The sequence below is a fragment of the Pseudomonas palleroniana genome (genome assembly GCF_003031675.1).
GTDB classification, from domain to species: domain Bacteria; phylum Pseudomonadota; class Gammaproteobacteria; order Pseudomonadales; family Pseudomonadaceae; genus Aquipseudomonas; species Aquipseudomonas palleroniana.
The window spans coordinates 1-17,103 of record NZ_PYWX01000035.1 but is presented as its reverse complement, the minus strand read 5'-3'; the positions used below and the strand labels follow the sequence as shown (position 1 = coordinate 17,103).

The following is a 17,103-nucleotide window of genomic DNA, read 5'->3' as shown; positions in this document are numbered from 1 at the left end:
GACGCCGCGGTATTTCAGGAGGACCGAGGTGCCTGGGTTTGGGGCGGCTGCGCCACCCAGCGCGGGGCAAGCCCGCTCACTACAGATGATGTGTTCTACATCCGCCATTTAACTGACTGGCATCAGGGCTTGCTCCCTACCGCATCATGTCAGAGGCCCTTGAGGTCGCGCTCTTCAATCGGCCGGCTCTGGCGCATGCGCTTGCCGCCCAGCACGATCCAGTCGATCAGGCGATACAGGCACTCCAAGCCGAACGACAACAACATTGCCCCACCCAGCCCCCAGCCCATGGCTTCGGGCGTGAGCAGGATCTGGTAGCTGTAGCCGTTCCAGGTTTCCCGACGAATGTCCGGGTCGGCGGCTACCGCCACTTGCAGGGCGCGGATATACCACGGCCCTTGCATCGCCTGGAATTGCTTGTCCAACGCCACCTGGCGGTCGAGCAAGGTGCCCAGGCTGTTGGCATCGCTGCGGAACACCGGGTCGTCACTGGCGCGGTAATGCGCCACCAATGCCTGCAAGTCGCCGTTGAAGAACTGTTGCGCGGTGGCATCGAAGCCACGCAGGCCGGTCTGGGCTTCGATCAAGTGAGCTTCGACGCGCTTGGCATAGTCGTTGATAAACCCCGGTACTTGCACACCGACCAGCAAGCCAATGGCAAACAGTACCAACCGCAGATAACTGAGCAACATGGTCGATATCCTTACTCGGTGACGCCCTGGCTGACGCATTCACCGCGTCGCCACAGGCTCCATTGGCCCGGTTCGTAGCGGGTCCAGTTTTCGTTGTCGGTCAAAGGTTCGGTGGCGATGACCGTGACCACGTCATCGGGCGTGGTTTCGGCCTGAAAATCGACGATCACGTCGACATCCTTCAAGCGAGCCGGGCCAAAAGGGGCGCGCCGGGTGATCTGTGCCAGTTTGGTCGAGCAGTAGCAAAACAGCCAGTCGCCGTCACTGAGCAGGCAGTTGAACACGCCTTTGCTGCGGTATTCGGCACAAGCGGCGATCAGGTCCGGCAAGACCTGTTCGATCTCCACAGGTTCGGGGAAGGCCTCACGCACGCGGTTGAGCAAGTCGCAGAATGCCGCTTCGCTGTCGGTATCGCCCACCGGCCGGTAGAACGTGGCGCGGGGGTTGAAGTCCGCCAGCTGGCCGTTGTGCGCAAAACACCAGTTGCGCCCCCACAGTTCACGCACGAACGGGTGGGTATTGGACAGGCACACCTTGCCCACGTTGGCCTGGCGGATATGACCAATCACCACTTCACTTTTGATGGGATAACGCTGCACCAGCAAGGCGACTTCCGATTCACTGCTGGCAGCCGGGTCCTGGAACAGGCGCAGGCCACGGCCTTCATAGAAAGCAATGCCCCAGCCATCACGGTGGGGGCCGGTGCGTCCGCCGCGCTGCATCAGCCCGGTAAAACTGAATACGATATCGGTGGGGACGTTGGCACTCATGCCCATCAATTCACACATGCCAGGGCTCTCGCTGCAGGGCGGACGACGTCAAAGGCGCGGCTCGACCCGTACACCACTGACCGGTGCCGGGCGGCGCAAGGGTTCCTCGTCGTCCTGCTCGGCGGCCAACGCGGCATCGACCGCCGCCTTGCGCTCGCGACGGGCATTGGCGGCGCGCTCGATGGGCCAGCGGATCAACACAAACACGAGATACACGGCAAACGCGATCATCGTGTACATGAACAGATCGGAAATGGCCCGCCAGGCGTTATTGCCGACCTTGAGCACCAGGTCCATGGCGGTGATGGCCACCGCCGGGGCGAACTGGGTCTTGACCGGGTCGACGATGGTCGGGCTGAACAGCAACACGGCCATCAGCAATTGCAGCGGCTCGCGCAGCCAACGCCAGATCCAGCGGGTCAGGCGCCACCATACCAACAGGCAGCCCAAAGCGGCGAAGGCGTAAAGGCCCCAAGCGATCAGATAGTCGTTCTCGGTCATGGTGTCCATGGCAAGGTAGGCAAACAGGCGGCTATGATAACGGCTTTTGCGCGTCTCGGCTGCAATGCCTGCGACCCTGCGCCAGACGGAGAGTATTCCATGCCTATAGCGACCGCCCCGATTGCCCGCAAGGGTCAAGGCCCAGACCCTTACGCCTGGCTGCAAGAGCGTGACAACCCCGAGGTACTCGATTACCTCAGGGCTGAAAACGCCTGGCAGGAAGCACAGCTCGCCGACCAGAAAGCCCTGCGCGAAACCCTGTTCGAAGAAATCAAGGGTCGCATCCTGGAAACCGACCTGTCCCTGCCCTCGCCCTGGGGACCGTACCTGTATTACACACGGACCACCGCGGGTGACGAATACGCTCGCCACTATCGCTGCCGCCGCCCGGCGGATGACAGCCACCAAGTGGATGAGAGCAGCGAAGAGCTGCTGCTTGACCCCAATGTGCTGGCCAATGGTGGTTTCTTCTCCCTCGGCGCTTTCAGCATCAGCCCGGACCATCAGCGCCTGGCCTACAGCGTGGATACCAGCGGTGAAGAGATCTACACCCTGTACGTGAAGGAATTGGCCACCGACAAAGTCAGCGAACTGGAGTTCGAAAACTGCGACGGCAGCATGACCTGGGCCAATGACAGCCTGACCCTGTTTTTCGGCGAACTGGACGATACCCATCGCCCGCACAAACTGTATCGCTATCGCCTGGACGGCACGGCGGCGCAGGAGGTGTTCCACGAGCCCGACGGACGTTTCTTCCTGCATTGCTACCGCTCCAGCTCCGAGCGCCAGCTGCTGCTGGCCCTGGGCAGCAAGACCACCAGCGAGACCTGGGCATTGAACGCCGACCACCCAGAGCAGGACTTCACCTGCCTCGCGCCACGGGTCGAGGACCATGAATACGATGTCGACCACGGCCAGCGTGACGGCGAGTGGACCTGGTTTATCCGCAGCAACCGCGACGGCATCAACTACGCGCTGTTCGTCGCCGCCGACACCGGCAGCGTGCCCGACGAGGCCGACTGGCAGAACCTGATCCCGCACAGCGATGAGGTCATGCTCGACGGTGTGAGCCTGAACGCCGGCGCCATGACCCTCAGCCTGCGCATCGGCGGCCTGCCGGTGATCGAAGTGCACCCTCAGGGCATGCCGACGTACCGCGTGGAATTACCCGACGCTGCCTATAGCCTCTACGTACAAAACAGCTTGGAATTTCCGAGCGACAAGATCCGCCTGCGCTACGAAGCGCTGAATCGCCCGGCCCAGGTCCGTCAGCTCGAACTGCCGACAGGCGCGCAAACGGTGCTCAAGGAGACCCCGGTGCTCGGCGCATTCAACGCCGATGACTACGTCAGCCAGCGCCTGTGGGCGACCTCCGTCGACGGCACCCAGGTACCGATCAGCCTGGTGGTCAAGCGTGACCAGCTCGGTAAAACCACCCCGCTGTACCTCTACGGCTACGGCGCCTATGGTTCGAGCCTGGACCCGTGGTTTTCGCATGCACGCCTGAGCCTGCTCGACCGTGGCGTCGCCTTTGCCATTGCCCATGTGCGCGGCGGTGGCGAGCTGGGGGAAGCCTGGTATCGCAACGGCAAGCAGGCGCACAAGCAGAATACCTTCAGCGATTTTATCGCCTGCGCCGAGCACCTGATCGCCCAGGGCCTGACCACATCCAGACAATTGGCGATCAGCGGCGGCAGCGCCGGTGGCCTGTTGATCGGCGCGGTACTCAACCAGCGCCCGGAGCTGTTCCAGGCGGCGATTGCCGAAGTGCCGTTCGTCGATGTGCTCAACACCATGCTCGACCCGGAGCTGCCATTGACCATCACCGAGTATGACGAGTGGGGCAACCCTGAAGAGCCCGAGGTCTACGCACGCCTCAAGGCTTACGCGCCTTACGAAAACGTCAGCGCGCAAGCCTACCCGGCCACCTTGGTGATCGCCGGCTACAACGACAGCCGCGTGCAGTACTGGGAAGCCGCCAAGTGGGTGGCCAAGCTGCGTGACACCAAGACGGACGACAACCTGCTGCTGCTCAAGACCGAACTGGGCGCCGGCCATGGCGGCATGAGTGGCCGGTACCAGGGACTGCGTGACGTGGCGCTTGAGTACGGTTTTGTGTTCAAGGCCCTGGGGTTGGCCTAACCGCCGGGCGTCTTCGGCTTGCTGTCGCTCTGTTGCAGGCCAGGCACCGTCTGGTCTTTCGGCGGCGTGGGCAACACAATCGGCTCCAGCGCGGGCGAGCCGTTGACAGTGGCCTTGGGGGCGGCGGGCGGGCTGACTTGCGGATACAACGTGGGGGTCGGTGTGCCCGGGGCACCTGGGGTTGGCGCGGGTGCGACCGGCACGGTTTGCGCCTCTTGCGCCTGCGCCGTACCCAATGTGAGCGCGCCCAGCACAATGGCCGTTAGAATGTTGCACTTCATCGATGGCTCCATGGCCTGACCGGAATACCGTAAGGCTACTCCCAACCGCGCAAGAATGCCCTTCTCAATGAGATTTCCATGAAACGTTTCGTTCTGCTGGACACCACCCCGATCCCCGACAACGGCGGTGCCTTGTGCCTGTTCGAATATGGCGAGGATTTCGTCATCAAGATTCAGGGGGGCGATGGCGGCCAGTTGATGAATACACGCATGCATGGCTCCGAGGATGCGCTGGCGGAAATTCCCTGCCGCAAGGTCGTCGGCCGGCCGGGTTCACGCGTATTGATCGGCGGCCTGGGCATGGGCTTTACCCTGGCCTCGGCCCTCAAGCACCTGGGCAAGACGGCCGAAGTGGTGGTCGCGGAGTTGGTACCGGGCGTGGTCGAGTGGAACCGCGGCCCGCTCGGGGAGAAGGCCGGGCGCCCGTTGCTGGACCCGCGCACGGTGATCCGCCTGGAGGACGTGGCCAAGGTGCTGCAAGCCGAGCCCCAGGGCTTTGACGCGATCATGCTCGATGTGGACAACGGCCCCGAGGGCCTGACGCAAAAGGCCAATAGCTGGTTGTATTCCGCCGCCGGCCTGGCCGCCTGCGCCAAGGCCCTGCGCCCCAAAGGCGTGCTGGCCGTGTGGTCGGCCAGCGCCGACAGGCTGTTCAGCGACAAACTGCGCAAGGCCGGGTTCAAGGCCGAAGAAGTGCAAGTCTTTGCCCATGGCAACAAGGGCACCCGGCATACCATCTGGATTGCGGAAAAAATCAAAGGTTGAACACAGAGGGTCAGTTCAGGGACTTGCGGTAATCGATCACGTACGGCACTTTCTTGTCGAACGTCTTTTCCAGCTCGTTGCGGTCCAGCTGGGTCATGCCGCCCAGTTGATGTGCGGTAAAACCGCTGTCACCGACCGGTGAGCCCGGTGCCAGGCTGACCATACGCTTGGCCACCGCTTCAATGGCATCCTTGTAGCCGCCCTTCTTGTCCAGGTTGTAGGCGCCCAGGTCGATCTGGGTGCGCAGCCAGTTGCTCCAGTAGAACTCCAGGAATTCCGGCGCGATGGCACCATCGTCCGGCTTGCCGTAGGCGGCCTTGCGGGTGAAATACACCAGGCTGCGGAAAGTGTCGTCCTGCAGGTTCTTGAAGCCCAGGTGCGCCGGCAATTTCGCGGGCGACAGCGCCTGGCCCTGGTTGTCCTTGAGCCAGACCTTGCGCGACGCCTGCATGCGCTGCCAGAAAGCGGCCATGTCCGGGCTGCCGCTGAAATCATCGGTGACCTTGACCCACATTTTCAGCTTGGGACCGCCGCCGGGCACTTCCCACAAGGTGGTGAAGCTATGGTGACCGTCGGTGAGGTACAACTGACCGGCCGGGCCGACGACCACGGTTTTCATGTCTTCGGGATGGGCGCCCACCGGGTCCTTGCAGGTGAAACTGCTCGGTTGGTGCAGGTCGGCCTTTTTCGGCACTTTGTCGGCGGCGCCCTGGCCGTTGGTCTCGCAGTACTCATCGAAGACCTTGGCCGGCTTGTCGGCGAACAAGCCGAGGCTGTAGTAGATCTGGTCAAAACCCACCACAGCCTGGGTCGGATGCAGTTGTTCGAGGGCCACCTCGATCATCTGCCCCGGTTTGGGCGTTGAGAACGCCTGGGCCTGGGCGGTGACGACACACAGCAGTAACGCAACAATCCATGAATGCAGACGCATGAGTTTCAGATCCTTGTATGTAAAGTGAAGCAGTCATTTACAGCGCGAGCGGCTAGAATCAACCCTATCCGTGAACCCGCAAATAGCCAGGAGCCATGATGAGCTCGACCAACCCGCCCTCCCACACCGCCAAGCTGGATCGCATCCTCGCCGATGCCCAGCGCGACCGGGAAATGGGCTACCGCGACAAAGCCTTGAAGATGTACCCACACGTATGCGGCCGCTGCGCCCGGGAGTTTTCCGGAAAACGCTTGAGTGAACTGACAGTACACCACCGCAACCATAACCATGATGACAACCCCCAGGATGGCTCCAACTGGGAGCTGCTGTGCCTGTATTGCCACGACAACGAACACTCGCGCTACACCGACCAGCAGTACTTCGGCGACGGCTCCACCAGCAGCCCGACCATTGCCAAGGCCACCCATAACCCGTTTGCGGCGTTGGCTGGGTTGATGAAGAAGGACAGCTGAAAGCCTCAAGCTGCAAGCTGCAAGAAAAAGCCGCTCTGCTTTTAACTTGCAGCTTGAAGCTTGCCGCTATAATGCTGCCTTTTTAAGGCACTCCCGTGGGCAATAAACGCTACAGCTGCATCGGTCTGTATAACCCCAAATCCCCCGAGAACGTCGGCTCGGTGATGCGTGCCGCCGGCTGCTACGGCGTGGCCTCGGTGTTTTACACCGGCGTGCGTTACGAGCGCGCCCGGGACTTCATCACCGATACCAAGAAGGTCCACCACGACATTCCCCTGATCGGCATCGATGACTTGAAAAAGATCCTGCCCCTGGGCTGTATCCCGGTCGCCGTGGAACTGGTGGAAGGCGCCCGCCCGCTGCCCGAATACACTCACCCCGACCGCGCGCTGTACATCTTCGGCCCCGAAGACGGCTCCCTCGACAAAGAGATTCGTGACTGGTGTGAGGACGTGGTGTACATCCCGACTACCGGCTGCATGAACCTCGCCGCCACGGTCAACGTGGTGCTCTACGATCGCCTGGCCAAGGGCAACAACACCCGTTCAGGCCCCAAGTATTAATTTTCCGGGAACATCCGGCGCCTGCAAACAGTCAGCTATTTACACTTGCCCTTGTTGGAGAGAGATCATGAGCGACAGCAAATACCTGCGACCGGCGATCGAACACGCCCCACTCGACACGCAGCCCACCCAGAACGTGCACGGCTGGGAACGTATCGGCTCGGTGGCCGGCGGCGTGATGATGGTCGGCAAAGGCCTGCGCCGTGGCGGGATTTTCGGCTTGATCCAAGTGGCAATCGGCGGCGTGGCGCTGGCCCGTGGTTTTACCGGGCACAGCTCGCTCAAAGACAAGCTGGAGCAGGGTCGCCAGGAAATGAACAGCGTGCGCACGAAGATCGAGCGTGCCGGCCAAGAGTTGAAAAACCTCAAGACCAAGGCGGAAGTCGCCGCAGAAAAAGCCACCAAGACTGCTGGTTAATCGCCGCCCCCCTTCCACACTTTGATCGGTACATGACTGGGGATCAACGCAACAGCTTGGTCTCCAGCACCACCGACGACTCGCCGATCACACTTTCAGCCAATTGCACGAACTGCGCAGTGGTGATGCTGTTCACCCGCATGACCGCTTGTGCCAGATCGTCCAGCGAACGCTTGTTGTGGGTTTTCACGCGAATTTCGCGGTCGAGCTCCTGCAACAGCAGCACCGCCTGGGCCACCGCCCCGGCGCTGATGTGCTCGCCGCGCAATGTGCTGACGCCCTTGCCGTCCTTGCCCAACCGCGCCTGTATGGCCGCGTAGCGCTCATCGGTGATACCACCGGCGCGGCGCATCAGCTCGATCGCGTAGTACTCGCCCAGGCCCTCGCGAATCCAATCACTGCTGTCGTGATCATTGAAGCGGCCGATGGCCTGCACCACTTCGCGGATCAGCGGGCTGCTGCCGTTTTCGCTGACCAGTGGCGTGCGACTGCTGAGGTAGATCGAATCACGCGATGCTACAACACCCCGGCGCATCGGGTCGTTGGCGCCCACGATCAACAGTTTCGCTGGATGGCGCGGGAACGCCGCTTCCACTTGCGGCCAGACGAATGTCAGCAGCGTCAGAACATCCATGCGGCGCATGCCCTGGCCCTTGGGCGAGGCCACGGTGACTTCGGTTGCACCCAGGCGTATGCGACGGCTGCCGAGGGTGCCGGCGAGCATCCAGCCGGTGGGGCGGTCGAACAGCCGGGAGACGTTATCGACGCGAAATTTGTTTTTACCGATGCGCGGCCAAGCGGTTTCGATGCTCTTCCAACCGGCGGGCAATTCGAATACCAGGCGCGAAACCAACTCGGTTCCGTCCTGTTGGTCGAGCCGAGCGGTTGGCACCAGGTCTTCACCGCGCAGCAGCGCCCAGTTGGGCGTCATCCGTGTTTCATAGACACCGGGCTTGCGGGCATGGGTAAGGCGCACGCGGTAGGTCAGGCTGGACTTGTCGGCACTGGGCTGCCAGAGGCCGCGGCTGCCGGTGACGGTCCACTGACCGTCGGCCTTGAAATCGCTGTAATCGCCCGCGCGCCCCAGGTCCAGGTTGAGGCTGCGCACCGCCGAGCCTTGGGACAGGCTCACGCGCACTTCGGCCTGATCGCTCTGGGGCAGCAACTTGACGTGATAATCCAGGTCGACTTTGTTCGCACACCACGCCGACATGCTCAGCGCCAGCAACACCAGGCTTGCCGCCAGCTTGGTTCCCCCCCGCATACACACTCCTTGGTCAACCGGCACGGAAGATCAGGTAATCCTCCCAGTCGTCTTCGGGCACGCTGCCTTCGCTGAGCATGCGCCCGGACTGGGAAATGCGTTCGTGATGGACCGCATCGCGGTCACCGCAGACCAGGTGGTGCCACAGCGGCAGGTCTTTGCGCTCGCTGACCAGGCGGTAAGCGCAGGTCGGCGGCAGCCATTTGAACTGATCAGCCTGGCCCGGCGTGAGCTGGATGCAATCAGGCACCGAGGCGCGACGGTTGGGGTAGTCGGTGCACTGGCAGGTTTTCAGGTCGAGGAGTTTGCAGGCGATACGCGTGTAATAAACACTGTTGTCGTCTTCATCCTCGAGCTTTTGCAGGCAGCACAGGCCACAGCCGTCGCACAACGACTCCCACTCCTCCTGGTCGAGGTGTTCAAGGGTTTTGCGTATCCAGAAAGGTTCGACTTTGGCGGCCATGGCTCTACATCAACATCATCAGGTGAAAAGGCCGCCAGTCTAGTGCCCAAGCCCCTTGGGGCCAAGCGCTTACGACTGGCGGTGTGACCAGACTTGTCAGTCTAGTCGCCGCGCAGTAGCTTTGAGCACCGAATTGACGATCAGGAACTTGCCCATGAGCCGTGTTGCCGACTACCCGATTCACACCCAATTCACCGATCGCTGGTCGCCCCGGGCCTTTACCGGCGAAAGCATTCCGCAAGAGACGCTGCTGAGCTTTTTCGAAGCCGCACGCTGGGCACCGTCGGCCTACAACTCACAGCCGTGGCGCTTCCTGTATGCGCGTCGCGACACGCCGAACTGGGAGCGCTTCCTGAGCCTGCTCAATGAATTCAACCGGGGCTGGGCACAGCACGCGTCGGCCTTGGTGATCATCGCCTCGAAAACCGACTTCATCGCCCCCGGCGCCAGCGAAGAAACCCCGGCACTGTGGCACACCTTTGACACCGGTTCTGCCTGGGGTCACCTGGCCCTGCAAGCCAGCCTCGCCGGCTGGCACACCCACGGCATGGCCGGCTTCGATCAGGAACTGACGCGCAAGGAGCTGAAGATTCCGCAAGGTTATGCGCTGCACGCCGCCGTGGCCGTGGGCAAACTGGGCGATAAATCGACCTTGCCTGAATACCTGCAAGGCCGTGAAGCGCCGAGCCCGCGCCGGCCGTTGAGCGAGCTGATCTGCGAGGGTGACTTCAGCCTCTGACGCTTATGTGGGAGGGGCAAGCCCTGATGCCAGTCAGTTAAGCGATAAAGCGGGCGAAGAATAAATTGTGGGAGGGGGCTTGCTCCCGATGGACTGCGTAGCAGGCCCATTTTTGAGGCCGCTGCGCGGCCTATCGGGAGCAAGCCCCCTCCCACAATGACCGCGTTAAGCCTCAACTGATACGCATCAGGGCTTGCCCCCTCCCACAATGTGTTCCGAGTGCAGTCAGTAACCGCGCGCGAAATCCACTTCCCCGCGCAACGCCTGCTTGGCCTGATACGCCCGCAGGTTCTGCACAAACAACGCCACCATCTTCGCAGGCGACGTCGGCGCCGAACTGTGCCCGGTCAGCAGCAGGCCCCAGGCGGTCCAGAACGGGTGGCGCTGCGGCAACGGTTCCTGGCGGCACACGTCGATCACCGCGCCGGCCAGGTGCCCTTCTTTCAACGCCTCGACCAGATCGGCATCGACCACCGCCACGCCGCGCCCGACGTTGATGAACAACGCGGTCGGCTTGAATTGCTTGAACAGCGCCGCGTCGTACAGGTCATGGGTGTCGGGCGTGTTGGGCAGCAGGTTGACCACGTAGTCCACCTCCCCCACCAACCGGCCCAATTGATCGAGCGCGGCCACTTCAATAAATGGCGCCTGCTCACGTGCGCTGCTGGCGATACCGTAAAGCTCGACGCCAAACGGCAACAGAAACTCAGCCACGCTCTGGCCGATATCGCCGGTACCGACTACCAGCACTTTGCGCCCCGCCAGGCTTTGGCCCAGGCGGTTGTCCCATTTGCGCTCGACCTGGCTGACCAGCCGCGCCAGCACTTCACGCTCATGGCCCAGCATGTAGGTGAGTACAAACTCGGCCATGACCTGGCCAAAGATGCCGACCGCACGGGTCAGGCGATAGTTGCGCGGCAAGCCTTCGGCCAGTAGCGGCGTGATACCCGCCCAGGTCGATTGCAACCATTGCGGCTGGTGGCCCTGACGCAACAGGGTCGCCAGCAGGTCCGGCTGGCCCAGCCACACCGGGCAATCGGCGGCCAGGCGCGACAGTTCGGCGGAATCGCCGCTGGTCAGTACTTCAAGGTCCGGAGCCGCTGCGCGCAGCAGTTGGGCGTAGAGCGGGTGATCCTGTTCAGCAATCAGAACACGCATGGTTCAAACCTTTCAAAAACAGTGCAGACGGCCGCCCGCATCCTTACGGCCACCGCCAACTAATACGAGTCCATGGAAGAAGGTGCCCTGAACCGGGCACTGATCGATTACACCGGGTCGTTGCGGCGCAGCAGCTCTTCGGGCAAGTGTTCGATGTACTCGTCCTCGGCCGGCGGCATTTGCAGGTGGTAGCCCTGCTTGTCGAGGTTTTCCAGGACTTGCACGATGTCTTCCTGTTGCAGCTTGCGCTCGGGCGTCAGCACCAGGTCGAACGCGTGCACCGGCTTGCCGAACACCGTGACCAAGCCTTCGGGCACGCGCTCCAAAGCATCGCTTTTGAGTACGTAGAGGTACATGCCGGCACGTTTCGGGCTGCGGTAGATGGAGCAAATACGTTTCAAGGCTGTTCTCCGGCAGTGGCCAGGCTGTCGAGCAGCGCCTGGCCCATCAACTCGCGGCGCCAGCCACGCAGCGAGTCTGGCAATTGGTAAGGCCCATCGGGGTAGCCACTCTTGACCAGGGCTTCGAGGGTTTTCTTGCGCAGCATCAGTTCCGGCGCCATCTCCAGGCGTTCGGCGAACGCCTGGCCCTGGGCACGCAGTGCTTTGATCAGCGCGGCAGCCTCGACCGGCAAGGGTTCTGCAACGGCAGGCGGCCATTGGTCCGCGGGCACGCTAGCGGCACGTTTGATCAGGTCCAGCAGGAACTGGCCATCCTGACGCACGGTGCGCGGGTGCATGTCTTCGATCTTGCCCAGGGCGGCGAGGTTATCCGGCTGGGTTTTGGCCAGGGGCCATAACGAATGTTCGCGAATGATGCGGTTGCGCGGCAGGTCACGGGCGCGGGCCTGCTGTTCACGCCAGGCGCACAGTTCGCGCAGGACCGCCAGTTGGGCGCGGGACAGTTTCCACGCCAGCTTGGCCTCGCGGTACACCTCGTACGGGTCGACTTCGCGGCGCAGGTTGGCCACCAGTTCGGCGCCGTCTTCCAGCACCCAGGCGTACTTGTCGGCAGACAGTTGCGGGCGCAGGCGCGTGTAGACCTCGGCCAGGTGCACGGCGTCTTCGGCGGCGTAGCTCACTTGGGTCTCGGACAATGGCCGCTGCAGCCAGTCTGAGCGGGTCTCGCCCTTGGGCAACTCGATATCGAGCACGGCGTGCACCAGGCGCGAGTAGCCCATGGAAAAACCAAGGTTCAGGTAGGCCGCGGCCAATTGGGTGTCGAACAACGGCACCGGCAGGCTGCCGGTCAGGCGCAACAGCACTTCGAGGTCTTCGCTGCAGGCATGCACCACCTTGATCACCGCTGGGTTTTCCAGCAAGGCGGCCAACGGTTGCCAGTTGTCGATGGTCAGGGGGTCGATCAGGTAAGCGCGGACGCCATCACCAATCTGGATCAGCCCGGCAATGGGATAAAAAGTGTCGACCCGCATGAATTCGGTATCGAGGGCAACGAATGGCAACTGCTGCCATTCGGCGCAATGCTGGCCGAGGCTATCGTTGTCGCAGATCCAGTGAATATCGATGGCCACACGGCTCTCCCTTGAAGAATGGCGCGCAGTATATATCGCGAAAGGGGCTTGCGAGCATTCGCAGTGCACACACGATCATGAAAACTCCGACAAGAAATGGAGAATAGTCCGACGAGCGGGACTTATCCTCTCTTACGCAGAACGTAGACCCGCCATAACTGGGAGCCTGGGAGGAATTCCTGGTAATTCAGGACTTTGAAACCGGCCTGACGGAATTCGCCTTCCACCGGCGCGCGCGCGCTCACCGAGACGATCACCGTGTCACGGCTGACCCGATGAAACTCTTGCAGCAAGGCCAGGCGCACCTCGCTGTCGTGGACGTGGCGAAACAATTCCAGGCAGAAAATGCAGTCCACCGCATTCGCCGACAAGCCAATGGAAAACGCTGACCCTTGGAAGGTCTTGATCCGCTTGAGCAACGTTGCCGGATGATGGGTGCGGGCGTGGTCGAGCATGGCCTGGGAGTTGTCCGAGGCCAGGATCACCCGGTTGACGTGTTCGCCCAGCACCGGCCAGAACCGCCCCGAGCCGCAGGCCAGGTCGAGAATCAGCCCCGGCTCGCCGGCCACGCTCAACGCATGGCGCACCAGCCGCGCAGTCCGCCACGCGGCCAGGCGCTGCAACAGCCTTGGCGGACGGGTGTCACCGCACACCCGGGCATGTTCACGGTCACAGCGCTCGGTGAATTCGATCTCGATGGAGGATGGTGAATGTGGCGACATCGCGGGCTCATGTAAGCGAAACGGTAGTAAGCGTCCTTGATTCACAGCTTAACCATCGCAACGTGAAAAAAAGGTCGAAACCGTCACGACTACAACGCCCTTCAGGCCTGGTTCAGGTACCAGCGCCAATCCTGCTCACCCACCTCCCCCATGAACTGACGATATTCGGCGCGCTTGACCGCCAGGAACACCCCGAGGAACTCACGGCCGAAAGCCTCCTGTGCCCAGGTTGAAGCCTCCATTGCACGCAGAGTGGTGAGCCAGTCGGTGGGCAGGAGCGCCGTGGCCTGGGCGTAGCCATTACCTTGCACCGCAGGGCCGGGGTCGCATTGTTCGCGGATGCCCCGATGGATACCGGCCAGAATCGCGGCGGCAGCCAGGTAAGGGTTGGCATCGGCGCCGCAGATGCGGTGCTCGATATGCCGCGAGTTCGCCGGGCCGCCAGGGATGCGCAGGCTGACAGTGCGGTTGTCCACCCCCCAGGTGGCGGCCAGCGGCGCGTAGCTGTTGGTCTGGAAGCGACGGTAGGAGTTGGCGTTGGGGCAGAACATCAGCAGCGAGTCGAGCAAGGTGCCGAGCATGCCGCCCACCGCCTGGCGCAGCAGCGGTGTGCCGTCGGCGGTGTCGCTGGCAAACAGGTTGTGACCCTGAGCGTCTGCCAGGCTGACGTGCATGTGCATGCCGGTGCCCGCCAGGTCGTCGAACGGCTTGGCCATGAAGCAAGCGGTCATGCCGTGTCGGTGAGCCACGCCCTTGACCAGGCGTTTGTAGCGCACCGCTTCGTCCATGGCTTGCAGCGCATCGGCGCGATGTTCCAGGGTGATTTCCACCTGGCCTGGGGCATATTCGGAGATCGCCGTACGCGCCGGGATGCCTTGCACTTTGCAGGCACTGTAGAGGTCGGCGAGAAACGGCTCGATCTGCTCCAGCTCGCGCAGGCCATACACCTGGGTCGAGCGTGGGCGACTGCCGTCCGCATCTCGCGCCGGTTGCGGGCGCCCGTTGCGGTCGGGCTTCTGGTCGAGCAGGTAGAACTCCAGTTCCGCCGCCATCACCGGGTAGTAACCATCGGCGTTCAACCCCTGGATAACCTTGGCCAGCAAATGCCGGGGGTCGGCCACGGTGGCCGGCAAGCCTTCGGTGGGGTGCATGCTGACTTGCACCGCCGCCGTCGGGATCAGCCGCCATGGCATCCGCTGCAAGCTGCCGCTGATCGGGTAGGCGCGGCAGTCGATATCACCGACATCCCACACCAACCCGGAGTTTTCCACATCATCACCGTTGATGGTCAGGCCAAGGATGGTGCTGGGCAACGGCCGGCCGCTTTGGTACACCGCCAGCAGTTCATCGCGGTGCAGCAACTTGCCGCGCGATACACCGTTGTTGTCGAGGATAAACAGCTCGAACATCTCGATGTCCGGGTTGTGTTCAAGGAACGCTTGGGCTTCGTGCAGGCTGGCAAAAACACTCATGACAATTCTCATACGTTTGTATCAGGCAGGCGCACAGGGGCCGCCGGGCAGATGCGCACAGGTGCGCGTCATCCATGGGGCGAATCAACGTAGGAGAGAGGTATCCGGTGGGCGGGCGTGACGGCAATGGAACAGCGCCCAGAAAGCCAGTTCGGACGGCAACGCCTCGACGACCGTCGAACCGCTCGGCACTAAAGCGCGAGGCGATATCTCGGGGTGGGTGTCGGGGGAACCATCCATGTACGGATCACAGTGAGGTAGATGCCGGCCAGCGTCACATGCGCACAACCGGTGTTCAATTCAGGGTTGGCGGAGTGTGGTTGCGGCTCGGCTAAACATTTGCCATCCCAGGGCTCGCTGGAAATAATGACCGCCCCGCCCATGCCCCAAGGACTCGACCGCATGAAAGCTCCGCTGGCCTTCTGTTTATTGGCAAGTCTGACCTCCTACGCCCTGGCTGATTCGCGCCTGGACGATGTGCTTCAACGCGGGACGCTGACCGTGTGCACCACCGGCGACTACAAGCCCTACTCCGCTTTGCGCGCCGATGGCCGTTATGAAGGCATCGACATTGCCATGGCCGAATCCTTGGCCAAGAGCCTCAACGCCAAGATCCACTGGGTACCCACCACCTGGAAAAGCCTGATGCCGGACTTCCTGGCTCAACGTTGCGACATCGCCGTGGGTGGTATTTCCGTGTCGCTGGAGCGCCAGAAAAAAGCCTTCTTCAGCCAACCGCTGGGCGTCGACGGCAAGATCCCGTTGGTGCGCTGCGCCGATGTGCAACGCTACCAGAGCGTCGAGCAGATCAACCAGCCGCAGGTGCGGGTGATCGAGCCGGCCGGCGGCACCAATGAAGTGTTCGCCCGCGCCCATCTGGGCCAGGCGCAGATCCGCCTGCATGACAATGTGACGATCTTCGACGAACTGCTGGCGGGCAAGGCCGACGTGATGATTACCGACGCCAGCGAAGCGCGCTACCAGCAAAAACAGAAGCCCGGGCTGTGCGCGGTCAACCCGGAGCGGCAGATGCAGTACAGCGAAAAAGCCTTCCTGCTGCCCCGGGATGATGTGGCCTGGAAAAGTTACGTCGACCAGTGGCTGCACCTGAGCGTGGCCACCGGGGAGTACGAAGGCATTGTCAGCCAGTGGTTGGCGGCACCCTGAGCCGCAGCCGTCTACGCTGTTGTCACACTGATAAGAAGAGGATGGGTAATGAAGGGACTACTCCGGTTCACCTGGCTGCTGCTGTTGTGTTTCGGCCCGGTGCACACAGCCACTGCGAATGACGATGCCCAGGCCGCCAAGGCCCTGTTGGAAAAAGCCTTGGCTTACTATCAGAGCAACGGCGACAAGGCCTTGGCCGCGTTCAGCCGCCAGGGCGAGTTTATCGACCACGACCGCTACGTGTTCGTGGTCGACACCCAGGGCGTGCTGCTGGCCAGCGGCGGGCCGTCTTCCGCCTTGATCGGTCGCAACGTGTCCGAACAGCTCGGCCCGGACCTGCAAGCCTCGTTCAAACAGGCGCTGGCCACCCCCGAAGGCCAAGGTATCCAACAGGCCGACTACCGCTGGCAGAACTGGAACGATGGCAAGGTCGAACACAAGCATGTGTTCTATCAGCGCGTGGGCCAGCGCATCCTGGCGGTGGGTTACTACTTGCCGCGGGCGACTCCGGAACAAGCGCGAGCCCTGCGCGACAAGGCGGTGAAGGCGCTGGTCAAGGATGAGGCCGGTACGCTCAAGGCCATCAACTCACTGCAAGGTGGGTTCCTGCAGGATGATCTGTATGTGTTCGTAGTGGACCTGGATACCCGGCGCTATGTGGCCCACGGCACCAACCTGCGACTGGTCAACACCGACTTCAGCAAGATCAAGGACCCGGACGGCAAGCCCGTCGGCGAGCCGATCCTGCATCTGATGACCCAACAGGACCAGAGTGAATACAAATACCGCTGGAAAAACCCGGTCACCGACAAGGTGGAAAACAAACATGCGTACTTGCGCAAGACCGGACATTTCATGGTGGCGGTTGGGTACTACAGCCCCTGATCAGGCTTGAAACCCATCAACTGTGGGAGGGGGCTTGCTCTAATGCCAGTCAGTTAAATGGTGAGATGCAGAACACATCGTCTGTAGTGAGCGGGCTTGCCCCGCGCTGGGTGGCGCAGCCGCCCCAAACCCAGGCACCTCGGTCCTCCTGAAATACCGCGGCGTC

General features: G+C 62.2%; 20 protein-coding genes. 8 read left to right on the top strand and 12 right to left on the bottom strand.

Annotation, left to right across the window (positions count from 1 at the left end; genetic code table 11):
• Window positions 1–149: 149 nt before the first annotated feature.
• From C9383_RS13515 to C9383_RS13505, 3 genes are read right to left on the bottom strand one after another with little or no spacing between them, the layout of a single operon-like run.
• Window positions 150–692 (bottom strand): DUF2937 family protein, encoded by a 543-nt coding sequence (locus tag C9383_RS13515; protein WP_060753122.1) that lies wholly within the window; start codon window positions 690–692, stop codon window positions 150–152.
• Between the two features lie 11 nt (window positions 693–703).
• Entirely contained in the window at window positions 704–1,480 is a 777-nt protein-coding gene (locus C9383_RS13510) for a class II glutamine amidotransferase (protein ID WP_090366180.1), read from the bottom strand.
• 30 nt (window positions 1,481–1,510) lie between these two features.
• On the bottom strand, window positions 1,511–1,972 hold the full coding sequence (locus tag C9383_RS13505; protein ID WP_060753120.1) for a hypothetical protein: 462 nt from the start codon (window positions 1,970–1,972) through the stop codon (window positions 1,511–1,513).
• Window positions 1,973–2,062: 90 nt separating this feature from the next.
• On the opposite strand from C9383_RS13505, the gene C9383_RS13500 reads away from it, so the two are divergent.
• Window positions 2,063–4,105 carry a S9 family peptidase gene (locus tag C9383_RS13500; protein ID WP_090366182.1) on the top strand — a complete coding sequence of 681 codons (2,043 nt, stop codon included), beginning with the start codon at window positions 2,063–2,065 and terminating at the stop codon, window positions 4,103–4,105.
• On the opposite strand, the gene C9383_RS13495 is transcribed toward C9383_RS13500, so the two are convergent.
• The gene (locus C9383_RS13495) at window positions 4,102–4,386 is read right to left on the bottom strand and encodes a hypothetical protein (protein WP_060753118.1); all 285 of its coding nucleotides are present in this window, start codon (window positions 4,384–4,386) and stop codon (window positions 4,102–4,104) included. The genes C9383_RS13500 and C9383_RS13495 overlap by 4 nt on opposite strands.
• Window positions 4,387–4,464: 78 nt before the next feature.
• Here C9383_RS13495 and C9383_RS13490 point away from each other — a divergent pair, with 78 nt between their 5' ends.
• Window positions 4,465–5,151 (top strand): spermine/spermidine synthase domain-containing protein, encoded by a 687-nt coding sequence (locus C9383_RS13490; protein ID WP_090366183.1) that lies wholly within the window; start codon window positions 4,465–4,467, stop codon window positions 5,149–5,151.
• Window positions 5,152–5,161: 10 nt separating this feature from the next.
• Here C9383_RS13490 and C9383_RS13485 read toward each other — a convergent pair whose 3' ends face one another.
• Window positions 5,162–6,082, bottom strand: coding sequence for a ParB/Srx family N-terminal domain-containing protein (locus C9383_RS13485; protein ID WP_090366185.1), 921 nt, complete (start codon window positions 6,080–6,082; stop codon window positions 5,162–5,164).
• A 98-nt stretch (window positions 6,083–6,180) separates the two neighbouring features.
• Here C9383_RS13485 and C9383_RS13480 point away from each other — a divergent pair, with 98 nt between their 5' ends.
• The 3 genes from C9383_RS13480 (at window position 6,181) to C9383_RS13470 (ending at window position 7,536) form a co-directional block, all read left to right on the top strand.
• The gene (locus C9383_RS13480) at window positions 6,181–6,555 is read left to right on the top strand and encodes a YajD family HNH nuclease (RefSeq protein ID WP_060753115.1); all 375 of its coding nucleotides are present in this window, start codon (window positions 6,181–6,183) and stop codon (window positions 6,553–6,555) included.
• Between the two features lie 95 nt (window positions 6,556–6,650).
• Window positions 6,651–7,118, top strand: coding sequence for an RNA methyltransferase (locus C9383_RS13475; protein ID WP_003189607.1), 468 nt, complete (start codon window positions 6,651–6,653; stop codon window positions 7,116–7,118).
• Between the two features lie 67 nt (window positions 7,119–7,185).
• The gene (locus C9383_RS13470) at window positions 7,186–7,536 is read left to right on the top strand and encodes a YgaP family membrane protein (protein ID WP_060753114.1); all 351 of its coding nucleotides are present in this window, start codon (window positions 7,186–7,188) and stop codon (window positions 7,534–7,536) included.
• Window positions 7,537–7,579: 43 nt separating this feature from the next.
• Here the strand turns inward: C9383_RS13470 and C9383_RS13465 are convergent, their stop codons facing one another.
• Both C9383_RS13465 and C9383_RS13460 read right to left on the bottom strand, forming a co-directional pair.
• A complete protein-coding gene (locus C9383_RS13465) occupies window positions 7,580–8,800 on the bottom strand; it encodes a hypothetical protein (RefSeq protein ID WP_090366187.1) in 1,221 nt (406 codons plus the stop codon).
• Between the two features lie 13 nt (window positions 8,801–8,813).
• Window positions 8,814–9,263: a YcgN family cysteine cluster protein gene (locus C9383_RS13460; RefSeq protein ID WP_060753112.1), complete on the bottom strand. Its 450-nt coding sequence runs from the start codon at window positions 9,261–9,263 to the stop codon at window positions 8,814–8,816.
• Window positions 9,264–9,417: 154 nt separating this feature from the next.
• Here C9383_RS13460 and C9383_RS13455 point away from each other — a divergent pair, with 154 nt between their 5' ends.
• Window positions 9,418–10,002 carry a nitroreductase family protein gene (locus C9383_RS13455; RefSeq protein ID WP_090366188.1) on the top strand — a complete coding sequence of 195 codons (585 nt, stop codon included), beginning with the start codon at window positions 9,418–9,420 and terminating at the stop codon, window positions 10,000–10,002.
• Window positions 10,003–10,227: 225 nt separating this feature from the next.
• On the opposite strand, the gene C9383_RS13450 is transcribed toward C9383_RS13455, so the two are convergent.
• The 5 genes from C9383_RS13450 to C9383_RS13430 all read right to left on the bottom strand — a co-directional run bounded on the left by C9383_RS13450 (window position 10,228) and on the right by C9383_RS13430 (window position 14,885).
• A complete protein-coding gene (locus tag C9383_RS13450; RefSeq protein ID WP_090366189.1) occupies window positions 10,228–11,160 on the bottom strand; it encodes a D-2-hydroxyacid dehydrogenase in 933 nt (310 codons plus the stop codon).
• Window positions 11,161–11,267: 107 nt separating this feature from the next.
• Window positions 11,268–11,561, bottom strand: coding sequence for a YcgL domain-containing protein (locus tag C9383_RS13445; RefSeq protein ID WP_060753109.1), 294 nt, complete (start codon window positions 11,559–11,561; stop codon window positions 11,268–11,270).
• Window positions 11,558–12,691, bottom strand: a complete 1,134-nt coding sequence (gene rnd / locus C9383_RS13440; protein ID WP_090366191.1) for a ribonuclease D — start codon at window positions 12,689–12,691, stop codon at window positions 11,558–11,560. The genes C9383_RS13445 and rnd overlap by 4 nt, the downstream gene beginning before the upstream one ends.
• Before the next feature lie 122 nt (window positions 12,692–12,813).
• Complete coding sequence (locus C9383_RS13435; RefSeq protein WP_060753107.1) at window positions 12,814–13,413, bottom strand: class I SAM-dependent methyltransferase; 600 nt, start codon at window positions 13,411–13,413, stop codon at window positions 12,814–12,816.
• A gap of 101 nt (window positions 13,414–13,514) precedes the next feature.
• Window positions 13,515–14,885: a glutamine synthetase family protein gene (locus C9383_RS13430; protein ID WP_090366193.1), complete on the bottom strand. Its 1,371-nt coding sequence runs from the start codon at window positions 14,883–14,885 to the stop codon at window positions 13,515–13,517.
• A 402-nt stretch (window positions 14,886–15,287) separates the two neighbouring features.
• On the opposite strand from C9383_RS13430, the gene C9383_RS13425 reads away from it, so the two are divergent.
• Both C9383_RS13425 and C9383_RS13420 read left to right on the top strand, forming a co-directional pair.
• The gene (locus tag C9383_RS13425) at window positions 15,288–16,052 is read left to right on the top strand and encodes a transporter substrate-binding domain-containing protein (protein WP_060753105.1); all 765 of its coding nucleotides are present in this window, start codon (window positions 15,288–15,290) and stop codon (window positions 16,050–16,052) included.
• Between the two features lie 48 nt (window positions 16,053–16,100).
• The gene (locus tag C9383_RS13420; protein WP_090366194.1) at window positions 16,101–16,937 is read left to right on the top strand and encodes a cache domain-containing protein; all 837 of its coding nucleotides are present in this window, start codon (window positions 16,101–16,103) and stop codon (window positions 16,935–16,937) included.
• Window positions 16,938–17,103 lie beyond the last annotated feature (166 nt).